Origin of the sequence: Nocardia sp. NPDC058499 (genome assembly GCF_042719915.1) — a bacterium.
GTDB lineage: Bacteria > Actinomycetota > Actinomycetes > Mycobacteriales > Mycobacteriaceae > Nocardia.
Map to the genome: position 1 here is coordinate 1 of NZ_JBHXMZ010000033.1, position 4,188 is coordinate 4,188.

General features: G+C 63.1%; 7 protein-coding genes. 6 read left to right on the forward strand and 1 reads right to left on the reverse strand.

All coding sequences use genetic code 11. The annotated features are described in order from the left end of the window. Window positions 1–137 precede the first annotated feature (137 nt). From ACFWPH_RS34625 to ACFWPH_RS34635, 3 genes are read left to right on the forward strand one after another with little or no spacing between them, the layout of a single operon-like run. Window positions 138–371: a hypothetical protein gene (locus tag ACFWPH_RS34625; RefSeq protein ID WP_378756539.1), complete on the forward strand. Its 234-nt coding sequence runs from the start codon at window positions 138–140 to the stop codon at window positions 369–371. Further along, entirely contained in the window at window positions 372–767 is a 396-nt protein-coding gene (locus ACFWPH_RS34630; protein WP_378756540.1) for a hypothetical protein, read from the forward strand. It begins immediately after the preceding gene. A gap of 16 nt (window positions 768–783) precedes the next feature. Then, window positions 784–1,107 (forward strand): hypothetical protein, encoded by a 324-nt coding sequence (locus ACFWPH_RS34635; RefSeq protein WP_378756541.1) that lies wholly within the window; start codon window positions 784–786, stop codon window positions 1,105–1,107. Window positions 1,108–1,591: 484 nt separating this feature from the next. Here ACFWPH_RS34635 and ACFWPH_RS34640 read toward each other — a convergent pair whose 3' ends face one another. Continuing rightward, window positions 1,592–2,059: a nuclear transport factor 2 family protein gene (locus ACFWPH_RS34640; protein ID WP_378756542.1), complete on the reverse strand. Its 468-nt coding sequence runs from the start codon at window positions 2,057–2,059 to the stop codon at window positions 1,592–1,594. A gap of 188 nt (window positions 2,060–2,247) precedes the next feature. Here ACFWPH_RS34640 and ACFWPH_RS34645 point away from each other — a divergent pair, with 188 nt between their 5' ends. The 3 genes from ACFWPH_RS34645 to ACFWPH_RS34655 all read left to right on the forward strand — a co-directional run bounded on the left by ACFWPH_RS34645 (window position 2,248) and on the right by ACFWPH_RS34655 (window position 3,722). After that, window positions 2,248–2,895: a contact-dependent growth inhibition system immunity protein gene (locus ACFWPH_RS34645; protein ID WP_378756543.1), complete on the forward strand. Its 648-nt coding sequence runs from the start codon at window positions 2,248–2,250 to the stop codon at window positions 2,893–2,895. An 80-nt stretch (window positions 2,896–2,975) separates the two neighbouring features. Beyond that, window positions 2,976–3,293, forward strand: coding sequence for a hypothetical protein (locus tag ACFWPH_RS34650; RefSeq protein WP_378756544.1), 318 nt, complete (start codon window positions 2,976–2,978; stop codon window positions 3,291–3,293). A gap of 261 nt (window positions 3,294–3,554) precedes the next feature. Beyond that, window positions 3,555–3,722: a hypothetical protein gene (locus ACFWPH_RS34655; protein WP_378756546.1), complete on the forward strand. Its 168-nt coding sequence runs from the start codon at window positions 3,555–3,557 to the stop codon at window positions 3,720–3,722. Window positions 3,723–4,188 lie beyond the last annotated feature (466 nt).

The window sequence follows — 4,188 nt, forward strand, 5'->3', positions numbered from 1 at the left end:
GGACACCGAACGAAGTAGAGTCCGAGTGGTTTCAGCGGAATCAGGCAGCGTAGGAAAGACAAGAATCCGCTGTCCGAAATTCTTCCGGCCCCTCACTCTTTCTCGAAAACGGTGCGGAGGATGTAGGTTTGGGCGGCGTGAGACCGGGCGACGTGCTCTATTGGGAACACACGCAGGAGGCCGGCGACTACAACGCCGGTGAAGCCCACCACACCGCGGTGGTCACAGCGGTGCTGCCCAACGGGGATGTCCTGTACTCCCAGCACACCACCAACGGCAAAGACCTGAGTTTGACCAACCGGATGGGATTTTCCAACCAGGATGGCGGCACTCAGAACGTTCGCGTCATCCGCCCGAAGGAGACCTGGTAGTTGAAACGCCTCGCCTTGCCCTCTGCCCTGGTCGTTGTTGTGGGCTTCATTTCTGCGGTACTTCTGCTCGTTGCAGCAGACGGAAAACTGGACGAGCGGAAGGAAGCTCTGCTCGAATCCCATTGCGCACGGGATATCGACGTACCGATGGCGGCAATAGTTTTCAACTGGACTGCCACGATCCTATTGGTTGTTGCGGGAGCCGCGGCGATCGTTTTTGTCGTGTCGGTCCTCCGGTTCGAATCGATCGCAATAAAAGTACCGGCCATTATCATGGCGGGCCTCGCATTCGTCATCACCGTCGGTTACGCGCTGCTTGTCGGGTCCGCCCTCGTCGATCCGGGTTCCGAGGAACCGATCTCGACTCAGTACCATCCGTGCACCGGCCGCTTCTGACAGAACAGGATTCACCATGGGCGAAATCTGCATCGATCCCGAATCGGCCCGCCAAGCCGGCACGGCTATCTCCACCGATAGCAACGATTCCCGCGTCCGCCTGGAACAACAATTCGACGAAATCGCACCCGCGCAGCAGGCCAACGACGGTTGGCAGACCGGAGCTGCCTTGGCTGATTTCGCTCAGATGCGCAAGACGGACATACTGTCGAGCCTCGCGGAGCTCGACAGTATCGGCCAGAAAATCGTGGAGGTCGTAACGAGCCGGATGACCGTCGACGAACGGTACGCTACGAGTCTCGATCGCGTCGGCAAAGCGGTGGACGCCATGTCCCAGTAGGGACTCCTCCTTTCAACCGGTCGTCGGAACTCTCCGACCTCGGTAATCGGTCAGGCCGGGCTGCCTCGATCGACCCATCCTGAACGATTGCTCCTCCGCCGACTGCCGTGACCTTTCCCGCGGACAGCGGCATCTCAGCACAAACGGACGTATTGAACCGTCGATGGGGCGGCGAAACCGACAAGGCCGGGTTCGTCGACGCCGATGCGGGCGGGCGCCCGCCACGGCCGGTGCTGGGTCGACCGGATCACGCCCGACGCCTGGCGTGTGTCGAAGTGTTGAGCAGTGGGCGAGCTGGGGGCCCGCCCACTATTCATTGGGGGCCGGGCCATTGGCTGCTCAGGGCGATGTGGATGGTCGCGGTGGCGGGCGGCGAATCTGTCGAACCGAGTTGCGACTGCATGGTGTTGCTCGAGTTGATTCCTTGCAGAGACCTCGACGACGCGCCGGAGAAAGCCTAGTGGTGTCGTTCGAACAGTCGCGGCTACTTCCCTACGCCCGGTTCCATCGCGCGGACACCTGCGGAACAGGCATCGGCGATGGCCGCGGTGTCCCAGTAGAAGGGACGTACCTCGGTGATCAGGCCGTCGGTCACGGTGATCATCTGCAGAATGGGGAAACGCAGTTCTCGACCGCTTTCCCGGGAGCGCGCGTTCACCTGGGTCAGGACGACGATCGGATCGGCGTCGGACAGAAAAACCTGTTCGCCCAGTTCGAAACGGTCCCAGGTAGCGTTCATCGCAAGGAAGAACTGTTCCAGACCGTCATGGTCGCGCCAGACCCCTCCATAAGGGAGAGCGTCCGCCTGCCACAGCACCACATCGGGGGCAAAGAACGGTGCGAGCGTGGTGAACGAAGCCGTGCCGGGGCCGCCGGCCGCGAAGTACTCGGCCTCGGCCCGGTACATGCGTTCCAGGACAAGTCTGGGCGAGGGTTCGGACGATGCGATCATGACGATCAGTGTCGGACCGCGGCCCCTCGCCGTGCTGGCGACAATCGGACGCCGCGTTCACCCCGGACACCGATGATCGCGCGGCGACGCATCGGTCCGGACGGGTATTGCGCTTCGGACGGCCGATCCAGAGCTCGAACCATGCGCGTCTCACAGCAATGAGCACCCCTCCCCTCCCCCCTCCACCGATGCCTCCGCCGACCAGGACGCCGGAAGCCACCGGTGGGTTGCGCGGTCAATCGCCAAGTAGAAACCCGAGGAGGGGCGGCAGAGTCCCGGACACGATCCAACGCAGGCTGGTTCCGCGGCCGGCCGAACGCCACCGGCCGATACTGTCCAACCTGACGCCGAGCCCCCAGCCTGCTGCGACCATCTCGTGCAGTGGAGAATGCTGCCTCCGATACTTCAAGAAGGGAGAAGAAGTGAAAAAACGTGACCCGCAGTCACTTTCGCAGATCGAAAGCAAGGCATGGCGCACACCGGGGCCAGATGCGACTCGGCTCATGAAGACCGTGCACAAACTGAGAGACATCCCATTGACCGACCTCACCGTCGAGAACCTCCGGACCCTCTTGTCACAGGGAGTGGGCGTCGACGTCCTGACTCCGGTGGCCCTGGACGTCCTGGATGCCGACCCACTCGCCGGAGGCGACTTCTACCCAGGCGATCTGTTGACGGCTCTTCTCCGTTGTCATCCAGGGACATCCGGCTCCGGCGAAGTGGTCACTCGTATCGAGGTACTGATCGAACGACTTTCGGAGAAGGGCGATCTCGAAGAGTTCGACGCACCCCACAACACCATCTGGACGTCGATCGACGAGTGGCGCCGGGCGTAGTCCATCCCCCGGTCAACTGGTTGCGGTCCGATCGCCGATGCCGGATTCGGCCTGCCGATCCTATGGCAGGATCTCGGCACATGGCTCGCTCCACCACGACGATCACGATCAACGGCAACCCCGTTCAGATCAGTGACGAACAGATCTTCCTCGCCACCCGTGACCAAACCCCCGGAACGCCGCAGACCTATGCCGTGTTCGTCAACCACGCCCTCTGGCCGCCGATCCAACTCATCGCACTGGCCACCGGGGTGCCGGGCACGTCCGGCAAAACCAACAACTACAACTCGCACGCCGCGCTGAAAGCACTGAACGAGCTCGGCTTCGCCACGTTCGAGCGCGTCGAGTACGACACGCTGGGAACCGTTGTGGTGCGCGAAAGCCGGAAGCGCACCTAGACCATCGGCTACGCCGCAGGTCGGTGATCGAACTCTGTGTTACTGCCGGTCGGCGCGCTGAAAGCCACGCGATGACTCCGCGCGCGGCGGTGTGTTCGGGGGGATATGGATGTCTACACGGTCGCGGGTCGCCGGCCTGCGAGCTGGATCTGCGGAGCCCGTCTGCCTCGACAGCCTACCGGCTGTTCTCAGCAGCGCCCCATTGCTCCGCGAGACCCACAGTCGAAATTGCCGGCGCAAGCCGGGCCGAATAGATAGATCATGGCCACGATCCCCGCACCGCGGGCCGACACCGGGCAGGGCGCGTGGGGCTCACCGCCCATCTACAGCCGCGCCGACGATGTGGCGTTCGCCCAGATAGCCGCCGCGGCATCTATTGCCGCGGACGCCGCAGGCTGGAAGAATGCCGCCGCCTGCCTCGACCACTAGTGGCGAACTGCTGACAATCAACGCGGACGCAGTTCTGCGGGACGTATCCGCGGCCGACACCCAAGCGAATTCGATGGCCGAAGCGGAGATCCGGCGAATCACCGGCGAGGTCACGACCGGCAAACTGTACGGCAGTTCGGTGGAATTTCGGTCGCAATGGCTCGGTTTCTATATCGACAAGGGGGCGCTGCACCCCGCAGGTTGGCGCGGGAGTACGACATCGAGGGGGCCCGCGGGGTCCGTAACTATCAGGGAGCTGTTCCAGCGGCCGCGTCTCTGCCGGGAGCGGCGGCCGGGGACGGCGAGCGGAGTGATCCAAGCCGATGAGGAAAGTGATGGACGGAATGCGACGGAGGAAGGCGGCCGGTCTCCTAGCCTCGATTTTTCGTGATTTGTGCTGATCGGTCCGGGCGGGTTTGGGGTGGTTGTTTTCGCTGTTCGGGCAGCGTCAGCTGCCCGAACAGCG

What these genes read in the sequence shown, in the direction of transcription:
- ACFWPH_RS34635 (WP_378756541.1), top strand. Translation starts at nt 784, where the DNA reads ATGGGCGAAATCTGCATCGATCCCGAATCGGCCCGCCAAGCCGGCACG.
- ACFWPH_RS34640 (WP_378756542.1), bottom strand. Translation starts at nt 2,059, where the DNA reads ATGATCGCATCGTCCGAACCCTCGCCCAGACTTGTCCTGGAACGCATG.
- ACFWPH_RS34645 (WP_378756543.1), top strand. Translation starts at nt 2,248, where the DNA reads ATGCCTCCGCCGACCAGGACGCCGGAAGCCACCGGTGGGTTGCGCGGT.
- ACFWPH_RS34650 (WP_378756544.1), top strand. Translation starts at nt 2,976, where the DNA reads ATGGCTCGCTCCACCACGACGATCACGATCAACGGCAACCCCGTTCAG.
- ACFWPH_RS34655 (WP_378756546.1), top strand. Translation starts at nt 3,555, where the DNA reads ATGGCCACGATCCCCGCACCGCGGGCCGACACCGGGCAGGGCGCGTGG.